The sequence below is a fragment of the Desulfomicrobium norvegicum genome (assembly GCF_900114595.1).
Lineage (GTDB): Bacteria > Desulfobacterota > Desulfovibrionia > Desulfovibrionales > Desulfomicrobiaceae > Desulfomicrobium > Desulfomicrobium macestii.
In genome coordinates this window covers 327333-346870 of the sequence record NZ_FOTO01000001.1, presented here as the reverse complement: position 1 = coordinate 346870, position 19538 = coordinate 327333, and the positions used below count along the sequence as shown (strand labels likewise).

Annotated in this window: 19 protein-coding genes; 10 read left to right on the top strand and 9 right to left on the bottom strand. The window is 62.5% G+C overall.

The window, feature by feature from the left end; translation table 11 throughout:
• Positions 1-38 precede the first annotated feature (38 nt).
• Together BMZ24_RS01605 and BMZ24_RS01600 are read left to right on the top strand one after the other, a co-directional pair.
• Positions 39-899, top strand: coding sequence for a glycerophosphodiester phosphodiesterase (locus tag BMZ24_RS01605; protein ID WP_092188598.1), 861 nt, complete (start codon positions 39-41; stop codon positions 897-899).
• Positions 896-1555 carry an HAD family hydrolase gene (locus BMZ24_RS01600; RefSeq protein ID WP_092188596.1) on the top strand — a complete coding sequence of 220 codons (660 nt, stop codon included), beginning with the start codon at positions 896-898 and terminating at the stop codon, positions 1553-1555. The genes BMZ24_RS01605 and BMZ24_RS01600 overlap by 4 nt, the downstream gene beginning before the upstream one ends.
• A gap of 62 nt (positions 1556-1617) precedes the next feature.
• On the opposite strand, the gene BMZ24_RS01595 is transcribed toward BMZ24_RS01600, so the two are convergent.
• Complete coding sequence (locus tag BMZ24_RS01595; RefSeq protein WP_092188594.1) at positions 1618-3177, bottom strand: glycerol-3-phosphate dehydrogenase/oxidase; 1560 nt, start codon at positions 3175-3177, stop codon at positions 1618-1620.
• A gap of 148 nt (positions 3178-3325) precedes the next feature.
• Between BMZ24_RS01595 and metX the strand changes: the two genes are divergently transcribed.
• The 4 genes from metX to BMZ24_RS01575 all read left to right on the top strand — a co-directional run bounded on the left by metX (position 3326) and on the right by BMZ24_RS01575 (position 6981).
• Entirely contained in the window at positions 3326-4459 is a 1134-nt protein-coding gene (gene metX, locus BMZ24_RS01590) for a homoserine O-acetyltransferase MetX (protein WP_092188592.1), read from the top strand.
• Positions 4449-5078 carry a methionine biosynthesis protein MetW gene (gene metW / locus BMZ24_RS01585; protein ID WP_244150259.1) on the top strand — a complete coding sequence of 210 codons (630 nt, stop codon included), beginning with the start codon at positions 4449-4451 and terminating at the stop codon, positions 5076-5078. The genes metX and metW overlap by 11 nt, the downstream gene beginning before the upstream one ends.
• 37 nt (positions 5079-5115) lie before the next feature.
• Positions 5116-6384, top strand: a complete 1269-nt coding sequence (locus BMZ24_RS01580; RefSeq protein ID WP_092188590.1) for an O-acetylhomoserine aminocarboxypropyltransferase/cysteine synthase family protein — start codon at positions 5116-5118, stop codon at positions 6382-6384.
• Between the two features lie 321 nt (positions 6385-6705).
• A complete protein-coding gene (locus BMZ24_RS01575; protein ID WP_092188588.1) occupies positions 6706-6981 on the top strand; it encodes a DUF4242 domain-containing protein in 276 nt (91 codons plus the stop codon).
• A 186-nt stretch (positions 6982-7167) separates the two neighbouring features.
• On the opposite strand, the gene rhuM is transcribed toward BMZ24_RS01575, so the two are convergent.
• On the bottom strand, positions 7168-8139 hold the full coding sequence (rhuM, locus tag BMZ24_RS01570) for a virulence protein RhuM/Fic/DOC family protein (protein WP_092188586.1): 972 nt from the start codon (positions 8137-8139) through the stop codon (positions 7168-7170).
• Between the two features lie 389 nt (positions 8140-8528).
• Here rhuM and BMZ24_RS01565 point away from each other — a divergent pair, with 389 nt between their 5' ends.
• Both BMZ24_RS01565 and BMZ24_RS01560 read left to right on the top strand, forming a co-directional pair.
• Positions 8529-9632: a 6-phosphofructokinase gene (locus BMZ24_RS01565; RefSeq protein WP_092189507.1), complete on the top strand. Its 1104-nt coding sequence runs from the start codon at positions 8529-8531 to the stop codon at positions 9630-9632.
• 27 nt (positions 9633-9659) lie between these two features.
• Complete coding sequence (locus tag BMZ24_RS01560; RefSeq protein WP_092188584.1) at positions 9660-10031, top strand: YidH family protein; 372 nt, start codon at positions 9660-9662, stop codon at positions 10029-10031.
• Between the two features lie 9 nt (positions 10032-10040).
• Here BMZ24_RS01560 and BMZ24_RS01555 read toward each other — a convergent pair whose 3' ends face one another.
• Positions 10041-11324 carry a 4Fe-4S dicluster domain-containing protein gene (locus BMZ24_RS01555; RefSeq protein ID WP_092188582.1) on the bottom strand — a complete coding sequence of 428 codons (1284 nt, stop codon included), beginning with the start codon at positions 11322-11324 and terminating at the stop codon, positions 10041-10043.
• Between the two features lie 224 nt (positions 11325-11548).
• Between BMZ24_RS01555 and BMZ24_RS01550 the strand changes: the two genes are divergently transcribed.
• Positions 11549-12355, top strand: coding sequence for a TIGR02285 family protein (locus tag BMZ24_RS01550; protein ID WP_161949003.1), 807 nt, complete (start codon positions 11549-11551; stop codon positions 12353-12355).
• A gap of 22 nt (positions 12356-12377) precedes the next feature.
• Here BMZ24_RS01550 and BMZ24_RS01545 read toward each other — a convergent pair whose 3' ends face one another.
• From BMZ24_RS01545 to BMZ24_RS19640, 3 genes are all read right to left on the bottom strand, one after another.
• On the bottom strand, positions 12378-13343 hold the full coding sequence (locus BMZ24_RS01545) for a zinc metalloprotease HtpX (protein ID WP_092188578.1): 966 nt from the start codon (positions 13341-13343) through the stop codon (positions 12378-12380).
• A gap of 124 nt (positions 13344-13467) precedes the next feature.
• Positions 13468-14454: a zinc-dependent alcohol dehydrogenase family protein gene (locus tag BMZ24_RS01540; RefSeq protein ID WP_092188576.1), complete on the bottom strand. Its 987-nt coding sequence runs from the start codon at positions 14452-14454 to the stop codon at positions 13468-13470.
• Positions 14455-14614: 160 nt separating this feature from the next.
• Entirely contained in the window at positions 14615-14788 is a 174-nt protein-coding gene (locus BMZ24_RS19640) for a hypothetical protein (RefSeq protein ID WP_153304601.1), read from the bottom strand.
• Between the two features lie 102 nt (positions 14789-14890).
• Between BMZ24_RS19640 and BMZ24_RS01535 the strand changes: the two genes are divergently transcribed.
• Positions 14891-15781 (top strand): LysR family transcriptional regulator, encoded by an 891-nt coding sequence (locus tag BMZ24_RS01535; RefSeq protein WP_092188574.1) that lies wholly within the window; start codon positions 14891-14893, stop codon positions 15779-15781.
• A 42-nt stretch (positions 15782-15823) separates the two neighbouring features.
• Here BMZ24_RS01535 and BMZ24_RS01530 read toward each other — a convergent pair whose 3' ends face one another.
• The 3 genes from BMZ24_RS01530 to BMZ24_RS01520 form a co-directional block, all read right to left on the bottom strand.
• Positions 15824-16348, bottom strand: a complete 525-nt coding sequence (locus tag BMZ24_RS01530) for a cysteine hydrolase family protein (RefSeq protein ID WP_092188572.1) — start codon at positions 16346-16348, stop codon at positions 15824-15826.
• 100 nt (positions 16349-16448) lie between these two features.
• Positions 16449-18074: a fatty acid--CoA ligase gene (locus BMZ24_RS01525; RefSeq protein WP_092188570.1), complete on the bottom strand. Its 1626-nt coding sequence runs from the start codon at positions 18072-18074 to the stop codon at positions 16449-16451.
• A gap of 44 nt (positions 18075-18118) precedes the next feature.
• Complete coding sequence (locus BMZ24_RS01520; protein WP_092188568.1) at positions 18119-19336, bottom strand: ATP-binding protein; 1218 nt, start codon at positions 19334-19336, stop codon at positions 18119-18121.
• Between the last annotated feature and the right edge of the window lie 202 nt (positions 19337-19538).

Below are 19538 nucleotides of genomic sequence, written 5' to 3'. Positions count from 1 at the left end.
TTCTTGCCTCCCGCCGTCCCCCTCAACGGAGCACACACATGACCAATCTTTCCTCCGCGCCCAAGGTCTGGGCGCATCGAGGCGCGCGCAGCGCGGCCCCCGAGAACACCATGGCCGCGGCCCGGGCCGCCCTGGAGCAGGGCGCCTTCGGCTGGGAGCTGGACGTGCACGTCACCCTCGATGGTGTAGTCATTGTCACCCACGATCACGGCCTGCGCCGCGTGACGGACATTGCCCTTCGGCCGAACATGCCCGTGCGGGCGTCGCATGTGGTGGACCGGCTGACCCTGGCCCAGATCCGTGAGCTCGATGCCGGGAGCTGGTTCGCCCGGCGCGATCCCTTTGGCACCGTGGCGTCCGGCGAGGTCGGCCCGGAGCGGCTGGCGTCCTACGCGGGCGAGAAGATCCCCACCCTGGCCGAGGCCCTGGACTGGACCAGCGAGAGCAGCCTTGCCGTGAACGTCGAGATCAAGGACATGCTCGGCGGTGATGATGACGGCCTGGTGCGTGAGGTTGTGGGGCTGATCCGCGCATCCGGGATTGCGCGGCGGGTGCTGGTCTCGTCCTTTCGGCAGAACTCCCTGGAGTTGTTCCGCAAGCTGTGTCCGGAAGTGTCCGTGGGTCTGCTCCTGGACGAAAAGGCCATGGCCGCCTCCACGCAGGATATAGTCGCGAGGCTGCAAAGTCTTGGGGCCGTGGCGCTGCATCCGTCCATCAAGGGCCTTTTTCCGGGCCGCATCGCGGCGTTTCGCGAGGCCGGATTCGAGGTCAACGTCTACACCGTGAACCGTGAAGAAGACATGCTCCGGCTGGCCCGTGAGGGCGCGACCGGAATAATCACCGATTTTCCAGCCCGGGCCCTGGCCGCGCTGGAAGCATTCAAGCAGGAGGAAAAATGAATCTGACCAAGCGGCCCAAGGCCGTCTTCTGGGATATCGACGGCACGCTCATCACCACCGAGGGCCTGCACTACGAAGTCATCCGCGACTGGTGCGCGGCCCGAGGCTACATCTTGACCGAGGCCGCCAACGACGAACTGCTCGGCAAGACCATGCCGGAGAAGTGGGCCATTCTTGAGAGCCGCCTGCCCGCCGGACTGACCGAAGAGGATTTCAGGGCGGACTGCGCTCGCGCCTACATGGCGGGACTGCGTGCCGAGATGATGCGGCCCGGTCCCGTGGCGGCGGTAAGGCGCCTGCATGAGCTGGGCGTCACGCAGGCGGCCGTGTCCAACGGCGAGGCCCCCGTCATCGAGGCCAATCTGCGCGCTCTGGGACTGTGGGATTTGATGGCGTTCACGGTCTGCGGCAACGATGTGCCCAGCGGCAAGCCCGCGCCGGACCCCTATCTTGAGGCCGCCAGACGCGCCGGGTGCGCCCCGGACGACTGCATGGCCGTGGAGGATTCGATAGTGGGCGTGACCTCGGCCGCCGGCGGCGGTTTGATCACCCTCGCCTGGCCGGAAGCGGTCCCGGGAGTTCAGGCCGACATGCCCGGAGCGACCCTCGTGGTGCTGGAGGATTCCGATTTTCCCTGGACCCTTTTTGAAAATTGACCCGCTGATTCTCGATTGAACGTGTCGGATCGCGGCGGGCCTCATGCCCGCCGCGACCGTTTTCAGCCTGCCAGATACGTCCTCGCCAGCTCCCGAAAGGAGCTGACCTGCTCCTCGATCCAATCCTTGCCCAGGTCCAGTTCCCGGGCCATGATTTCAGCCACGTCCCTGGCGATGACCATGCTCACGGCCGCGTCCAGGATCAGCGCGCGCGTGCGGTGACGCAGCACGTCGGACAGGGTCCGGGCCCATTCGCGGCGCACGGCCCAGACCACCTCGGCGCGCAGGTAGGGCAATTTGTAGTGCAGGGGCTTGCCCAGTTCCGGGTCGCGGCGGATCATTTCGCGGATTTCCTCGATGTCGCTGCCGTAGACCGAGAGATGATCCCGGGGATCAAGTCCGTTCATCCAGCCGTGCAGGGGCAGGTTCTCGGTCTTGCAGGAGTGGGCGGGGAGGCCCGCGAAGCGCGCGGCCTGGTTCACCGTGTCTTCGCCCATCTTGCGGTACGTGGTCCACTTGCCGCCGGCGATGGTCACCAGGCCGCCCTGGGAGATGGTCAGATGATGATCGCGGGACAGGGACGAGGTCCGACCTTCGCCCTCGGCCCTGATCAGCGGCCGGATGCCCGCGAAGACGCTCAGGATGTCGCTGCGCTTCGGGTCGCGGGTCAGGTATCGCCCAGCGTGTTCGAGCAGGAAGGTGATTTCCTCCTCCATGGGCCGGGGTTCGTGATTCGGGCCGTCCAGGGCCACGTCGGTGGTCCCGACCAGCACGCGTCCGTGCCAGGGCACCAGAAAGATGACTCGGCCGTCGTCCGTATGCGGGACCATGATGGCCGTGTCTCCGGGGGAGAATGATTTGTCGAGCACCAGATGGATGCCCTGGGACGGGGCGATCAGTTTGGGCGCGGCCGCGTCGTCCATGCGCAGGATGTCGTCGACGAACACGCCTGTGGCGTTGATGACGACCTTTGCCCGCAGTCGCCGGGTTTTGCCTGTCAGAGAGTCCCGGGCCTCCACGCCGCCAATCTGACCCTCATCGTCCTTGAGGAGCGCGGTCACGGCCATGTGGTTGACCGGCAGTCCGCCGAGATCCTGCATGGTCTTGGCCAGGGTGATGGCCAGGCGGGAGTCGTCGAACTGGCCGTCATAGTAGATGACTCCACCGCGCAGGTCCGTGGGTTCGAGGTTGGGGATCATGTTCAGGGTTTTCGAGCGCGACAGTATGCGCGAACGGCCGAAACCGAGCTTGCCGGCCAGCATGTCGTAGAGTTTCAGGCCCACGCCGTAGAAGGGGCGCTCCCACCATTTGTAGTCCGGCACGACAAAGGCCTGGTTGTAGACCAGATGGGGGGCGTTTCGGAGCAGCACGCCGCGTTCGTGCAGGGCGTCCATGACCAGGGCCACGTTGCCCTGCTGCAGGTAGCGCACGCCGCCGTGCACCAGCTTGGTGGAGCGGCTGGAAGTGCCTTGCGAGAAATCGTGCGCTTCAAGGAGCAGCGTCCTGTAGCCCCTGCTGGCCGCGTCCACGCCGCAGCCAAGGCCCGTGGCGCCGCCGCCGATGATGATCATGTCCCAGGTGGTGTCGGTATCGAGTCGGTCAAGAATATCGGATCTGAGCATGGCTGCCTCCAGGATGTTGTCGCGTGTGCGGGCTTACATATCACGTCGCCGCCGGGAGGGCCAGAACGTTGGGAGGGTTGCATGGGCCTTGACCTTCGCGCCGGGGCTTCATAGATGCTAGGCTCTTGCCTTAATCATGGAGATTTCAATGACCCAGCCATCTGTCGGCACTGTACAGTCCAAATCGTTCACTTTCGCCCATCCCCCGACGCCCATGGTCCTGGACAGCGGGGTGGAGCTCGGGCCAGTATCCCTGGCCTACGAAACGTACGGGACCCTGAACGCGGAGCGGTCCAACGCCGTGCTCGTCTGTCACGCCCTGACCGGCGACGCCCACGTGGCCGGTTATCACGCCGGAGACGACAAGCCCGGCTGGTGGGAGCATTACGTGGGCCCGGGCAAACCCATCGACACGGACCGGTATTTCGTGGTCTGCTCCAACGTCATCGGCAGCTGCATGGGTTCCTGCGGGCCGTCCTCCATCAATCCGGCCACGGGGCGCTACTGGGGTCTCGATTTTCCGCTGGTGACCATCCCCGACATGGTCCGCGCCCAGCGCGAGCTGCTTCGGCACCTCGGCATCGACCACCTTCTGGCCGTGACCGGGGGCTCCCTCGGGGGCATGCAGACTCTGCAGTGGGCGGCGGCCTATCCGGAGATGATGGACGGCATCCTGGCCCTGGCCACCACCAGCCGCCATTCTCCCCAGGCCATCGCCTTCAACGAGGTGGCCCGGCAGTCCATCATGAGCGATCCCAACTGGAAGAACGGCGACTACTACGACGGCGTGCGCCCGGACCTGGGTCTGGCCGTGGCGCGCATGATCGGGCACATCACCTATCTTTCGGACGAGTCCATGCACGTGAAGTTTGGCCGCGAGCTGCGCAAAGGCTCTTTTGCCTTCAACTTCGAGGGCGATTTTCAGGTCGAAAGCTACCTGCATCACCAGGGCAAAAAATTTGTGGAACGCTTCGACGCCAACGCCTTTCTCTACGTGACCAAGGCCGCGGACTATTTCGATCTTGACCTTGCAAACCCGGACAGCCCGGCCCGGCGCGCCCTGGCCGCGACACCGGCGCGTTTTCAGCTGGTGTCCTTCACCTCCGACTGGCTTTATCCGACCTATCAGAGCAGGCAGGTCGTCGATGTGCTCAAGGCCTTGGGCAAGGATGTGAGTTTTTGCGAGATCACCGCGCCTTGGGGGCACGACGCGTTCCTGTTGCCGGACGAGCGGCTTGAAACCGTTGTCAGGGGTTTTCTGGGAGGTTTGCATGGATGCTGAGCAATGCCGGGATCTGCCGGAACTGCGTTTCGACCTGCGCATAGTGGCCTCCTGGATCGAGCCGGGCAGCCGGGTGCTCGATCTTGGCTGCGCCGACGGAAAACTGCTGCGCGTGCTGCGGGACACCAAGGATGTCGTCGGTCTGGGCATCGAGCATGACGAGGACGAGGTGGTGTCCTGCATCGCGCAGGGCCTGTCCGTCATCCATGGGGACATCAACAGGGAGCTGGCCGGGTTTCCCGACAACGCCTTCGACTATGTCGTGGTCTCCCAGACCCTGCAGCAGGCCTATGAACCGACGGCCCTCCTGCAGCAGCTTCTTCGGGTCGGCCGCCGGGGCATCGTCAGTTTTCCCAATTTCTGCTGTCTGCCGATCCGGTTGCAGATGGCCTTTTCGGGGCATGTTCCGGTCACGCCCGAGCTGCCCTATCAGTGGTACAACACGCCGAACATCCGGGTGCTGAGTCTTGAGGATTTCAGGGCCTATTCGCGGGCCGTGCCCTTTTCAATCACCCGTTCCCTGGCCGTGAACCCGTCCGGGGACGGAGGCATGCGCGAGGTCCGTTTCTGGCCCAATTTGCTGGCTTCGTACGGAATTTTCATGATAACCGCCGCATAAACAGCTTTTTCCGGCTCGGGTCCGGACAGGAGGAACCATGCAACGATTTGAAACCAAGGCCCTGCACGGTGGCTACACTCCCGACGCCACGGGTTCGCGCGCCGTCCCGGTGCACCGCACTTCGGCCTATCTGTTCAAGGATGCCGGGCATGCGGCCGACCTGTTCGCCCTGCGTCAGGCGGGCAACATCTACACCCGTCTCGGGGGGCCGACCCAGGAGGTCCTGGAGACCCGCCTGGCTCAGCTCGAAGGCGGCAAGGCCGCCCTGGCCCTGGCCTCGGGCACGGCGGCCATCCATTACACGGTCATCAACATCTGCCGCCAGGGCGACGAACTCGTTTCGTCCTCGACCCTCTACGGCGGCACGCACACCATGTTCGCCGCCATCCTGCCCGACGCCGGGATCACCACCCGGTTCGTCGACATCCATAATCCAGATGCCGTGCGTGCGGCCATAAACGAACGCACCCGGCTCATCTTTACCGAAGTCATCGGCAATCCGGCCCTGGACGTGGCCAACATAGAGGCCCTGTCCGCCATTGCCCACGAGCACGGGTTGCCGCTGGTGGTGGACGCGACCTTCACCACGCCCTACCTGTTCCGGCCCCTGGAGTACGGGGCGGACATTGTCGTGCATTCGCTCACCAAATGGATCGGCGGGCACGGCACGGCCATCGGAGGCGCGGTCATCGACGGGGGCGGCTTCGATTGGACCGACCCGAAGTTCGCCCTCTACAACGAGCCGGACTCTTCCTACCACGGCATGCGCTACGCCCATGATCTCGGAGAGATGAATCATCTGGCCTTCATTCTGCGCATGCGCCTGGTGCCGCTCAGAAATCTTGGCGCGTGCCTCTCGCCCGACAACTGCTGGATCTTCCTGCAGGGCCTCGAAACCCTGGCCCTGCGCATGGAGAGGCACAGCGAGAACGCGTTGCAGGTGGCCGAATTTCTGGCCGGGCACCCGAAGGTGTCCTGGGTGCGCTATCCCGGCCTGCCGGGCGACCCTTCCTACGATCTGGCCCGGACCATGTTCCCGCGCGGGTTCGGCGGCATGGTCGTGTTCGGGGTCAAGGGCGGGCTCGAGGCGGGGCGGGATTTCATCGGCCGCCTGGGCATGGTTTCGCATCTGGCCAACGTCGGCGATGCCAAGAGCCTGGCCATCCATCCGGCCAGCACCACCCACTCCCAGCTCTCGGAAGAGGAGCAGGCCGCAGGGGGCATCACCCCGGATCTGGTCCGCTTTTCCGTCGGGATCGAGCACATCGACGACATCCTGGCCGACCTGGATCAGGCGCTGGAATGATCGGAAGGCGCCATTGAGGCAGACGAAGCGAGGTCAAGCGCGAGAGAATCCCGGACAGGGCAAGGGTGCTTGTTTCAGGCGTGTGCGTGTTTCTTTTTGATACAATAGCGGGATTTGATCTGTTCGATTTGGAAACAGGCGTGTCCGCATGCATGGACTTCGCTGGCGCGCGAGGCGTCCGAAATGCGCCGGAAAGTCAGGCGCTGGGCCATGTTTGGAAAAGGGCGCGATTTTGGCCGCATTCTTGTATGATGGGCTAAGGACTTTTGCACGTATATGTTCCATCTACCGAACATGGACTTTCAACCCAGAGGAGACTGTATGCCGAAGTACATCATCGAGCGCGAGATCCCCGGCGCGGGCAGCATGTCCGCCGAAACCCTGCAAGGCATTTCCAAACATTCCTGCGGAGTGCTGCAGGAGATGGGGCCGTCCATCCAGTGGGTCGAGAGCTTCGTGACGCCGGACAAGATCTACTGCGTGTACATCGCCCCCAGTGAGGAGGCCGTGCGCGAGCACGCCACCAAGGGCGGCTTCCCGGCCAACAGCGTGAGCGAAGTCAAGACCATCATCGACCCGACCACGTCCGAGGGATAGGGCTTCGGGACGGCGTCCCGGATTGAGAAAAAAAGAGGGCCTGCCGGTGTGACGCATCGGCAGGCCATTTTTTGTTTCGCTGAGGGAAGCGCGAACCGAGTTCGCGCCGTTGCCTCAGATCGCGTGCTTGCGTTGAAGAGGCTTTGGCCGGTCAGAGGAAAATCGTCCGCCTGTCAGCTTCTGCCCTCACGATTCCGCCAGCAGGTTGACGACGAGCCGGATGAGCAGGTCCTTGTTCCTCGGGAGGCTTTCGGCCACGAGCAGGGCCAGGGCGGTCAGGGCCGTGTCGCCCATGCGCAGGGCCATTTCCTCCTGCTGCAGGTAGAGCAGGAACAGGAAGGAGCCGATGCGCTTGTTGCCGTCTGCGAAGGGGTGGTCTTTGATGACGAAATACAGGAGGTGGGCGGCCTTTTCCTCCCGGCTGGCGTACAGGGCCTCTCCGAACATGGTCTGCTCGATGTTGCCGAGGATGCCGGGCAGGGCACCGTCACGCTCCTGCCCGAAAAGCTGGGTGGCCTCACCCCTCGCGAACAGATCGGCCTTCAGCCCCGCGATGGCGGCCCTGGCCCTGTCGCACTCCAGAACGCCCCGGGCAGGGCTGCATCCCTCGGGCATGGGCACCCGGTCTTCATCGTATTGCAGGAGCAGCCGCCATGTCTTGGCATATCGCGCGATCAGGGCGACCACGGCCTGGCCGGTGTCGTCCACCAGCGCGTTGGCCGCAAGGGTCCGCGACATGAGGTCGAGGGCGGCCTGCGCCTCTTCCAGCCCGCGTTCGCCAAGCCGCTGGCGGTTCAGGGAATACCCTTTGAGCAGATGGTCCTTGAGCACGGACGAGGCCCATTGCCGGAAGCGCACGCCACGTCTGGAGTTGACCCTGTAGCCGACGGAGATGATGACATCGAGATTGTACATTTTGCGCGACCGCTGAACTTTGCGCGAACCTTCCTGTTGAACTTGTAAAAAATCCTTACACGTTGCCGGTTCTTCCAACTCCCCATCGCGAAAGATGTTTTTGAGATGGATGGTAATGTTTTGTGGACGGACCTGAAAAAGTTCCGCCATCTGGGCCTGGGTCAGCCACACGGTCTCCCCGTCCAGCGTGACCTGCACCGCCGTGGTCGCTTCAGGGTCTTCGTAAATGATGATTTCTGTCATGGGCCAATCTCCGTGTAAGGTAGTCATGGGGTGACGTTCGAATTTTAGATCGCTGAATTGTTTTGAGAAGTTCCGCGTGCTGCCGTGGCGTGCTGCAAGTTTTCGGAGTCATGGCGTGGACCGGCTGGAATTTGGAATCCAATTCTTCGTGCTGAAGTGCCAGGCCCTCTGAAGTGTCATAATGGCTTGGTATCATGGCGTAACGTGATCCTCAATACAGCCTGGTAAGCAAGGTGGATACGTGCAGATCACTACCAGAGTACAAACAGCGCTACGTTTTCTCCCACCTCCACCCCGCCATCTCCATTTCCCCCTGGCGGGGATGGACGCGCGGCGCGGCCACATGTAGGACGAATTTCATGGAATCACAGATCATTTCAGGGGGAAACATGGCTTTGAAACGTGTGGGAATTCTGACCGGCGGGGGAGACTGCTCCGGGCTCAACGCCGTGATCCGGGCCGTGACCCGGACAGCCATCATCCAGTACGGGGCCGAGGTGGTGGGCCTGGAGGACGGCTTCGACGGTCTTGTCTTCAACCGGACCATGGCACTGACCACCAGAAGCACCAAGGACATCCTGACCCTGGGCGGAACGATCCTCGGGACCACCAACAAGGGCAACCCCTTCGCCTACCGCGAGTTCGACGACCGGGGGGAGATCGTGGTCCGCGACCTCTCGGCCCAGGCCATGGAGACCTTTCGCTCCCTGGAGTTGGACTGTCTCTTCGTGGTCGGCGGCGAGGGTACCCTGGAGCTGGGATACAAGTTCCAGCAGATGGGCATGCCCGTGGTCGGCATACCGAAGACCATCGACAACGACCTTTTCGGCACGGACTACACCTTCGGCTTCCAGACCGCCGTGCAGGTGGCCTGCGACGCCATGGACCGGCTGCACACCACGGGCCGCAGCCACGACCGGGTCATGATCCTTGAAGTCATGGGCCGCAATGCAGGATGGATTGCCCTGGAGGCGGGCCTTGCCGGGGGAGCGCACATCATCCTCATTCCGGAGATTCCCTACAACCTGGACAATGTCGTGACCAAGATCCGGCATCGCATTCGCGGCAAGAGCCCGTTCAGCATCATCATGGTGGCCGAGGGCGCCAGGGAGGAGGGCGGCGAACGCATCACCCAGGGCACGGCCGGGACCAGACTGCAGGGCGTGGAGCAGCTGGGCGGCATCGGATTCCATCTGGCCAACCAGATTCGCGAAAGCATTCCGCTGGAAGTGCGCACCACGGTGCTGGGCCATATCCAGCGCGGCGGCTCTCCCACGGCCTTCGACCGGGTGCTGGGCACTCGGCTGGGCGCGGCGGCGGTGGACGCGGCCGCGCGCGGGGATTTCGGGACCATGGTGGCGTTGAAGACCCCGGACATTTTGCTGGTGCCCCTCTCGGAACTGGCCGGATTGTGCCGCACCGTGCCCATGGACCATCAGCTCATCCGCGCGGCCGAGGCCACGGGCGTGAATCTGGGGCGCGGGGCCATGTAGCGCGCCGTCGCCGACAAGGAGGATATCATGACCGGACAGACGGACCCGCGCGTACTCTTCGCTGCGGAACGCACTCTCTTCGCCTGGAACCGTACAGGCATCTCCCTCATGGCCTTCGGCTTCGTGGTCGAGCGCTTCGGCCTCTACATGCAGCTCCTCGGCGTGCAGGGCGTGCTCGGGGCCCAGCGCCACCTGTCCTTCGTCGGTGGCATTGGGTTCATCCTCCTCGGCGCCTTCATCGAGGTCTATTCGGTGCTGCAGCACAGGCACTTCCTGGACACGCTGCACGAGATGGACATCCCCGCCGGCTACAACACCAAGGCCGCCATGGCCATCAACGCCGTGGTGGGGTTCATGGGTGTCATGCTGTGTCTGTATCTCGTGCTCGGTGTGCTCTGAAGTGGTCTCCTAAACCGGGAATTTGCGCACCAGGTATTCCATGAACCGCGATTTGACCTGATCCGTGGCCATGATCTGCTTCACGGGCGGCAGTTTCAGGATGACGCCCAGCACGGCGGCCAGGGCGCGGTGGTTCCAGAGCACGCGATTGTCGAAGAAGAGGTGCTGGAGCTTGCCGCGCTCCAGGGCCATGACCACGGTGCGGTGCACGGAATTGAGCGGGGTGATGACCCGCTTCTCCCTGGATTTGAGCAGCATGGCCTTTTCCGGACAGGCGCGTACACAAACGCCGCAGCCCAGGCAGATGTTCTCGTCCACGCGGGCTTTTTTGCGTTTCGGCTGCTTCGGGTCGTTGGCCGAGACGATGCTCATGGCTTCGACCGGGCAGGCGGCCGCGCACTTGCCGCAGCCGTTGCAGACGCCCTCGTCCACTACCGGCAGGAAGTTGGTGGTGTGCACGGGGTGGAGGTTGCCGAACTTGCGGGCCGCGATCATGGCCTCGCAGCAGCACCCGCAGCAGTTGCAGATGAAATTGACCCGCTCGCGCACATTCTCCCCGAACTGAACCAGCCCGTGCTCCTGGGCCTGGTCCAAGAGGTCCAGGCACTCGGCAGTGTCCACGGGCCGGGCGTGGCCGTGACGGGCCAGGGCGGCGGCCGAGGTGTTGAAAGTCATGCAGATGTCCTTGGGGGCGTCGCAGTCGCGGCCCACGTGCTCCATCTTGTGGCGGCAGTAGCAGGTGCTGATGGCCCGGTGGCTGGCCGTGCGGATGACTTCGCTGGCCCGCTCGTAGTCCAGCACGTGCACGGCGTTTTCGCGTGAGAGCATGGGTTCCTGCACGAAGACGCGGCCAAGCTGGGTCTCGCCGTCGACGAAGAGGGCCTTGATGAAGTCTTCTTCCACGTTCAGGTACTGGTAGAAGAGTTCGCCCAGGGCCTTCTGGTCGATGTCGCCGCGCGTGCGCATCATGGAAAATTCGAAGAATCCGGCCATGGGCGGCGGCAGGACATAAGTCGTCTGTCCGTCCTCTCCTTCGATATCCACGAGCATGGCCCGTCCGGCCAGGTCGTCCAGAATGTTCCGGGTCCGGGCCAGGTCCATTTTCCAGATTTCGGCGGCCTTTTCCGCTGTGAAGGGCTTGATGGGCAGCACGGCGATGAGTTCGGCTTCACGCTCGGAGAAGAGTATCTTCAGGATCCTGTACAGGGACTCGGAGGGTGGAGCGCCCTGGGGGCAGCGGTTCAGCCGGTCGGTCAGTTCGGAATAGCCTGAGCGGTGCGAATGGTGCGACATTTCTCCTCCTTATTATTTTGGGAGAAATAATAGACCTGTCCGGGCCGTGAATAAAGGAAAAATGTGGCGATCGTGACCTTGAATTGTCCAAAGGCGTATGGAGAGTGCATGTCGGGGAATTTTGTGTCAGGCTCCCATCTCTTGTGATTTTGCCGCCTTTGTCATACAATTTTTTTATGTTTCGGAATTCATTTAAAATTATCGTTTTTATCCTGTGTATGTGCATGCCCTTGCAAGTTGAAGCGCAACCTCGCGATGAAGTAGTCTGGATGCACGCCGATTTTCCGCCCTTGCGCATCCTCGACGGCCCGTACAAGGGGCAGGGGATTTCGGACATGATCCACGAACTGATGAGCCGGGAACTACCCGATCTCAGGCACTCCGTAATCACCGCCAACCTGAGCCGAACCCTGAACTGGATGGAGAGTGGGCGAAACGTTCTGGCCGTGGGAATCATTCCAAATCCGCAGCGCGATCGGGTCATGCAATATTCCGTTCCCTGCGTGCTGGTGCCGCCGGTCTGCCTTGTGGTCCGGGCCGGGGAACAGGACGCCCTGGGCCTTGGAGGGCACGTCAGCCTGCGCGATTTCATCGCCCGCAAGCGCCTGGGTGTGGCAGCGGCCAGATCTTACGGCCCGGAGCTTGATTCCGTGCTGCTTTCGTCGCCCGATCTGTCCCGCGTAGTGGTCACCAAGGGCTCGAATCTTTTTGAAAGCCTGCTTGAGATGCTTCTTCTCGGGCGGGTGGACGGGGTGCTCGCCTACCCTTTCGAGGCGGTGTACGGCGCGCGGATGAAGGGCAGGGAAGATATGATCTCCATAGCCCCGCTGCGAGAGAGCATGGTCCCCGTGCAGGGTCGCATAGCAGCTCCCCGCACGGCTTGGGGCACGGCCATGATCGGGCGAGTCAATGAGATCCTGCTCGGGCATCGGGGTTCGAAGGGGTACAGACAGGCCTTTGAGCGCTGGCTGACGCCCGGGATCATCGAGGATTATCGGATCATGTATGACGATTTCCTGATGTCGCGCTGAGCGTGAGCGCCTTTCGGGTTTTCTAGTACCAGTACCCCCACCAGCCGCCCCGGGGGCGTTGGCGGACTCGGATATGCGGAAATTCGGGTGGTTCGAAGGCATAGCCGTCGGACCAGGGGTCGTGGCGGCCGCGTTGCAGGTCCAGGAGACGCTGGACGCGTTCCCTCGTGGTCGGATGGGTGCGCAGCCATGACGGCTCGGGCAGGCCTTGTCCGGGAAAGAATATGCGGCGCAGAAAGCCGTTTTCGATTTTTTCCAGCTTGACCAGGGCGGAGGCCATGCCTTGCGGGTCGTCAGTCAGCTGGGCTGCGGTCAGGTCCGCATCGAATTCGCGGGTGCGGGAGAGTCCGAGCTGGGCAAGCAGGTTCACTTGCGGGGCCAGCGCCAGCAGAATGAGCGGCCACCAGTGCACTTCTCCGCCGGTCAGGGCCTGGGGCAGGGACAGAACGATGAGGACGAGGCCCACGAAGCTCATGGCCGAGGTGAGGCGCGAAATGACGTCGGCCAGGCTCATGACGAACAGGTCGCCATGGGCGATGTGCGCGGTCTCGTGGGCCAGGACAGCCAAGAGTTCGCGCGGCGAGAGGGTGCGCAGCAGGCCGTCGGTCACGGCGACGGCCGAGGCGTCCCGGCGGCCCACGGCGAAGGCGTTGACCATGGGACTCGGCACCCACCACAGGCTTGGCGTGGCCGGCAGTCCGGCCCGGGCGGCCAGGGTGGACAGGGCCTGATGGTATTCGGGAGCTTGGGCCGGAGAAACGGGCCTGGCTCCGTACATCCTGAGCACCCATCGGGCCGAGAGCTGCGGCGAGAAGAGCAGCAGGAAGGCGCCCCAGACAAGAAGGAACCACAGCCCGTCGGACCCCCAGAGCATCCAGCCGAGAAAGCCGGCGTACCCGGTCATGAGGCCCAGGAGCAGCAGGGTCTGCAGGCGGTTCAGGCCGCGATGGGAAGAGAAGCGTATCGGGTCGATGGCTGTCTGGTGCATGTCCGGCTCCGGTGACTTTGGTTGCATGGCGAAAAAAGTCGACCGCCCTCAAATAAGCACGATCCTCCGCCGGGCAACACGCGGCGGCCCTGGGCGCACCGGGGTCGGTACGCATTGGTCCGGATCATGCGACCTGGATCACGACCTTGCCCACGGCCCGTCCGCTGTCCAGGAAATCATGGGCCTTTGCGATGTCCTCCAGGGAAAAAGTCCTGTCCAGATGCGGCCTGAGTTTGCCGCCGTGGGCAAGGGTGGCGGCCTGAGCCATAATCTCGCCGTGGCGTTCGCGGCCCTGGCCGGTGATGAGTGGCAGGAGCATGAAGACCACCGACAGAGTCAGGGCCTTGGCGTGCAGGGGGGACAGGTCGTGGGTGGAGCGGGTGTTGGTGGAGACGACCACCCCGCCCGGCCCGGTCGCCAGGAACGACGCGTCCAGGTTGGTTCCGCCCACGGTGTCGAAGACGACGTCGAAGCCGCGCCTGTCGGTAAGTCTTGCGACATACTCCTCGGGCTTCTCCTCGCGGTAGTTGATGATCTCGTCCGCGCCCAGGGACCGGGCCAGCTCGCCCTTAGTCGCCGAGGACACGGTCGCGGCCACGCGCGCTCCGCAGGATTTGGCCAGCTGCACGGCCACGTGTCCCACTCCGCCCGTGCCTGCATGGATCAGCACGAGCTGTCCGGCCTTGATCCGGGCCCGGTCGAAGAGCGCGTCCCAGGCCGTGATGGTCACCAGCGGCAGCGCCGCCGCCTGCGCCATGGTCAGGTTCGCCGGTTTGAGGGCCATCAGCCTTGCGTCGGCCAGCATGTATTCAGCCAGGGCGCCGGGCATGTTCGCAAGGCCTCCCGCGCAGCCGAAGACCTCATCGCCGGGCTTGAGGCCGCTCACGCCTTCGCCCACGGCCTCGACCGTCCCGGCCACGTCCATGCCCAGAATGGCGGGCAGCGCCGGGGCGAAGACCGGTTTCATCTTCCGGATCTTGATATCGATGGGATTCACGCTGGTCGCGGCCACGCGCACAAGCACATGACCGGGTTTGACTGCAGGAACGTCGGTATCCGCCAGTCGAAAATCGGGCGTATCCCCGTATGTTTGCAAGAGTTGCGCTTTCATGTTTTCCTCCATGGAACGTGTTGAGGAGACACTACCTCCAAGAGCGGGTTTGATGAACTGAAATTTTTGTTTTCACGGGAATCCGCATTTTTGATGCGTCATGAAATTGTGCTTCAGGCGGACCACACCGGAATTGTTTGTTTCCGGTGGACGCTCGCGGTCAGTGCAGCCGGGCCAGCAGAAATCCGAGCCCCAGGGCCAGGGCGATCCAGATCAATGTCTTGCATGCCGAAGTCGCGCTGCCCGCGAAGCATTGCGCTTCGGGTCGGGTCAGGATGCTGTCTTCGGGGATCAGGAAATAGCGCAGAATGCCTGCCAGTCGAGTCATGTCCATGAGGTCCTCCTTGGTTGATGCGTGCTGAGGTACCACCGGACATTGTTTTCAATCCAATGTGATTATGTGATGATGCCGTTCTGATTTCGTTATGGAGAAAACATGGATTTGCACCATCTGCGGACTTTTGTGGCCGTGGCTGAAGAGAATAATCTGACCCGCGCGGCCGAGCGCCTTTTTGTCAGTCAGCCGGCGGTCAGCAGCCACATCAAGGCGCTGGAGGGGGAGCTTGGCGTTGTTCTCTTTCATCGCACGCCCAAAGGCATGATCCTGTCCCGGGAAGGCGAGAAACTTCTGGGCCGCGTCCGGCGCATCCTCGATGATGCCGAGTCGCTGCTCGGCGCGGCCAGGAACATGAGCGGCGATTTGAACGGCCAGATTACCCTCGGTATCAACACGGACTCGGTCTTCATTCGGCTGGTCGAGATTTCGGCGCTGATGCGTAGGGATTATCCGGGCATCACCATGTCCCTGGTCAATTCCAATTCCTGGGAGATCGTGCGCGATGTGCGTCGGGGTGTGCTGGATGCGGGATTCGCGTATGGCGAGATTTCGGAAGAGGGCCTGCTGGCGACGGTCTTGGCCCGGGTTCCCTTTCGCGTCGTGGGTCCGGCCGCATGGGCCGCGCGGCTGGAGAGCGCCGGATGGCCGGAGATCGCGGCCATGCCCTGGGTCTGGATGGCCCATAATTGTCCTTTCCTGGACATCCTGGACCGAAAATTCTCCGAGTTTGGGCAGCACCCGCAGAAACGCATCGAGGCCGATCACGAGAGCATTCTGCGCGCCCTGGTCCTTGCCGGAGAAGGCGTGACCCTCATGCGCGAGGACGAGGCGCTTGACGGCCGGGAGCGCGGGCAGTTCGCCGTCTGGCCAGGAGAACGGCTGGGCCTGCCATTGTCCTTTGTGTGCCGGGAAGCCAGGAAGGTCGAGCCTGTTTTGGGGGCCGTGCGGGATGTTGTGGCGTCGGTTTGGGAATGCGCCAGTTGTCCCTAAGGCCTGTCCAAGGGGGAATACCGGCCCCCCCTTCGTCGCAGCCTAGAGCGCGTCTGTGGACGATGTCAGCGTCACTCGCGGGGCCAGGCCGTTTAAGGCGATGTTGTGAATCATTTCGCTGACCGTGGTGCAGCAGTCCGCCAAGATGGAGATCTTGTATTTTTCCGCCGACTTTGAAAGTGCAGTGTGCGTAACGCAGTTCTGGGTCATCATCCCGCACAAGAGTATTTCCTCGATCTTTTCCTCATCAAGTATATTTTCAAGATTGGTCTCAAGAAAGCTGTCCGCGAATTTTTTGATGACGATTTTTGCGTCTTGCGCGACTTCAAGAATGCGGGGATGCAAGGCGACGCCATGCGTTCCCGCATTGAAGAAGGGCGCGGCTCCTGCTTTGCCGCTTGCGACGTGCTGAACGAGGATGACCGGGATGTCGTTTGAGATTGCCTTTTTGATGGCATTCTGAACGTTGGTCAGCGTGGTTTCGGTGTTCCACAGGGGAAATTTCCCTTCGGGAAAGTAGTCGTTTTGCAGGTCGATGACGACGAGCGCGCGATTTGCTTTTTTCATGTTTGACTCCTTGATGCGTATTTATTGTCGCTCTACCAAACAAAAGCTTCCCCGCAACTGTGCGGGAAAGCTTTTGTTATCCGCGTTTCGGGGCCGCCGATTATTCCTCGCCGTCCTTCAGATACATTTCGCGCATGGTCACCTTGCTGATCTTGCCGACGCTGGTCTTGGCGATGGCCTCGACCAGGCGGGCCTTGAGCAGGATGGCTTCCTTGGGCAGCACGCCTTTGTCCACGAAGCTCTTTACATGCTGGGCGATCTCCTTTTCTTGCGGGGTCGCGCCTTTCTTCGGCACGACCAGGGCCAGCGGAGTCTCGCCCCAGCGCAGGTCCGGCTTGCCGATGACAGCAGCCTCGGCCACGTCCGGGTGTTGAAGGATGATGTCTTCGAGTTCCAGCGAACTGATCCACTCCCCGCCGACCTTGATCACGTCCTTGGTGCGATCCGTGATGCGCAGGCTGCCTTCGGCACTGCGGCAGGCCACGTCGCCCGTGTTCAGCCAGCCGTCGGTCCACAGCTTTTTCGAATTGTTCTCGTCCTTGAGGTAGGACGCCGTGAGCCAGGGCGCGCGAACCTGCAGGGCGCCGGGGGTCTTGTCGTCACTTGGCACTTCTGCCCCGTTGTCGTCCACCAGACGCAGCCGGACCATGGGCAGGGCCTTGCCCGTCCGTGTTCGCAGCGCGATCTGGGTTTCGCGATCGAGTTGCAGTTCCGCGTCCGAGAGATGGGCCAGGCTCAGGATGGGGCAGGTCTCGGACATGCCGTAGCCGGTGAAGACGTCGACACCACGGTCCAGGGCCGCCGCGCAGATGGCCTTGGGCATGGCCGCGCCGCCAATGACCACTTTCCAGCCCGACAGGTCGAACTTCGCGCATTTGGGGTCCGAGAGGAGCATGTGCAGGATGGTCGGCACGCAGTGGCTGAAGGTGACCTTCTCCGTGGCGATGAGCCGCGCCAGGACTTCGGGGATGTATCTGCCCGGATAGACCTGCTTCACCCCGAGCATGGTGGCCATGTACGGAATGCCCCAGGCATGGACATGGAACATGGGCGTTATGGGCATGTACACGTCTTCGCGGTGAAAGCGGCCCTGGGTGGCGTTGGATCCCAGCGCCGCGACTCCGGCCAGGGTGTGCAGGACAAGCTGGCGGTGACTGAAGAACACGCCCTTGGGCAGGCCCGTGGTGCCCGTGGTGTAGAAGGTCGTGGCCCGGGTGTTCTCGTCGAAGTCCGGGAAGTCTTCCAGGGGCTCGGACGCGGCCAGCAGCGCCTCGTATTCGCCGGCCAGGGGCAGCGAGGTGGCCGGAGTCTCCTCCGTGTCCGAGAGCAGGATGAACTTTTCCACGGTGTCCAGGCGGCCCCGGATTTGCTCCAGCAGGGGCAGGAAGTCGGAATTGACGAGAATGACGTCATCCTCGGCGTGGCCGATGGTGTAGACCATCTGTTCGGGCGAGAGACGGATGTTGATGGTGTGCAGGACAGCGCCGATCATGGGAATGGCGAAGTAGCATTCCAGGTAGCGGTGGCTGTCGTAGTCCATGACGGCCACGGTGTCGCCGGGTTTCACGCCTTGGGCAGTGAGTATGGCGGCCAGGCGCGCCACGCGCTCCCGGAACTGCGCATAGGTGAAGCGCAGGGTTCCGGCATAGGTGATCTCCTGATCGGGATTGTCCTGCAGGGGGGCCTGGAGGATGTTCTTGATGAGGAGTTGCTGATTCTGGTTCATGGATATCCTTCTGAGCTGTGTTGTTATGAAGAGAGATGTGTTCGCTACATGCCCGCTATGGGCAGTGCGTGAAGGTTCTCCCCGAAGGGAACGGTTTCGGGGCCGAGGTGCAGGACTATTCCGCGCAGAAATTTTTCGGGGCAGGACTGGGCCAGAAGGCGCAACCCTTTGAAGTCGGATGACGCAGGCGTGGCGGAAGCCTTGATTTCCACTCCGACAATGCGGCCGGACGGGTCTTCCAGGATGAGGTCGACTTCCTGGCCCGTGTGGGACCTGAAATGGCTCAATGTCGCCCTGGTTTCAGACCATGTCGCGTGCTTGGCCATCTCGCAAACGACATGGTTCTCCAGGAGATGTCCGAAAGCCTGGCGATCGAGGGTGAAACGGTCGGAGTTCAGCCCGGCCAGATGGGCGGCCAGGCCCGTGTCGGTGAATATGAGCTTGGACGCCTTGGTGACCCGCTTGCCGATGTTCACGGCCCATGCAGGCAATTCGCGGATGAGGAACGTGGCTTCCAGCAGGGCCATGTAGCGCTTGAGCGTGGTCTGGGGGATGGTCAGGCCGCGGGAGATGTCGGCATAGGACAGAAGCTGGCCGGTGCGCGAGGCCAGGAGCTGGAGCAGACGAGGCATGGCCGCGAGGTCCTGGATGCTCGAAAGGTCGCGTATGTCCCGTTCGACGATGGTGGTTACGTATGCGGAAAACCAGGCCTGCCTGCGTCTCTCGGTGCTTCGGGCCAAGGCTTCGGGGTATCCGCCCGTGAGCACGGCGCTCATGACGTCGGTATCCGTCGGTGCGGGCCAGGCCAACTCCGGGGTGAACAGGGCATCCACGAGATTGATGGTCGAACCCGAGATTTCGGCCCGGGACAGAGGCCACAGGTCGAATATCTCCATGCGTCCGGCCAGGGAGTCGGAGACGCGCAAACCGGCCATGATGTCGGAGGAGCCGGTCAGGATGAAGCGGCCGGGACTGCGATCCCGGTCCACATGCTCCTTGATGGCAGGCAGGAGGCCAGGAGCTTTCTGGATTTCGTCGATGACAACCGGCTTTGCGATGCCGGCGATAAAGCCCGACGGATCGCTCTGGGCCGCCGCGAGGGCAAGGGCATTGTCCAAGGTGACATACTCGGACGAAATGTGATCCGGCATGATGTCGCGAACGAGGGTTGTCTTGCCGGTCTGCCGTGCTCCCCGGATGAGGATTACCGGTGTGTCTGATAATGCTTCCAGTATGTTGGCTGAGATGTGACGTGTGTACATGGAGGTTTGAATACCGGTTACGTGGTTGAAAATCAACCGTTACATGGTTGAAAATCATCCACGCAATGGTTGATTTTCAACCACTTTGTGGACGATTTTCGCGCATGACCTCGGTATGTCATGCGCGATCCGACGCTCCGATGACGTATGCCGTTTTGTTTCGGACTGGACCTTAGGGCAGTGCGGACATATCAGTATGTTC